The sequence below is a fragment of the Clostridium polyendosporum genome (assembly GCF_018332455.1).
In the GTDB taxonomy this organism is placed as follows: Bacteria; Bacillota; Clostridia; order Clostridiales; family Clostridiaceae; genus Clostridium_AY; species Clostridium_AY polyendosporum.
The window spans coordinates 1-487 of sequence record NZ_BOPZ01000076.1 but is presented as its reverse complement, the minus strand read 5'-3'; the positions used below and the strand labels follow the sequence as shown (position 1 = coordinate 487).

Genomic DNA, 487 nt, shown 5'->3' with positions numbered 1-487 from the left:
AACGGCCTTCTAAGCCGTAGGCCAGGGGTTCGAATCCCTTAAGACACACCATATATCGGGGTGTGGCGCAGATGGGAGCGCGCGTGGTTTGGGACCATGAGGTCGCAGGTTCAATCCCTGTCACCCCGACCACTTGCGGGTGTAGCTCAATGGTAGAGCTCTAGCCTTCCAAGCTAGCTACGAGGGTTCGATTCCCTTCACCCGCTCCATTAAAAACAATAATATGTGTCTTTAGCTCAGCTGGATAGAGCAACGGCCTTCTAAGCCGTAGGCCAGGGGTTCGAATCCCTTAAGACACACCATATGCACCATTAGCTCAGTTGGTAGAGCACCTGACTCTTAATCAGGGTGTCCCGGGTTCGAATCCCTGATGGTGCACCAAACATGGTGGACGTAGTTCAGTTGGTAGAGCACCAGATTGTGGCTCTGGTTGTCGTGGGTTCAAATCCCATCGTTCACCCCATATTGGGATGTCGCCAAGCGGTAA

The 487-nt window shown here is 53.0% G+C and carries 5 tRNA genes; all 5 read left to right on the top strand.

Annotated features, from left to right (window positions below):
* Window positions 1–56 precede the first annotated feature (56 nt).
* The 5 genes from CPJCM30710_RS17455 (at window position 57) to CPJCM30710_RS17435 (ending at window position 463) form a co-directional block, all read left to right on the top strand.
* Window positions 57–132: transfer RNA gene (locus CPJCM30710_RS17455), tRNA-Pro, on the top strand.
* 3 nt (window positions 133–135) lie between these two features.
* A tRNA-Gly gene (locus CPJCM30710_RS17450) sits at window positions 136–209 on the top strand.
* A gap of 16 nt (window positions 210–225) precedes the next feature.
* Window positions 226–302, top strand: a tRNA-Arg gene (locus CPJCM30710_RS17445).
* A 3-nt stretch (window positions 303–305) separates the two neighbouring features.
* Window positions 306–381 (top strand) — tRNA-Lys (locus tag CPJCM30710_RS17440).
* A gap of 6 nt (window positions 382–387) precedes the next feature.
* Window positions 388–463: transfer RNA gene (locus CPJCM30710_RS17435), tRNA-His, on the top strand.
* Window positions 464–487: the final 24 nt, after the last annotated feature.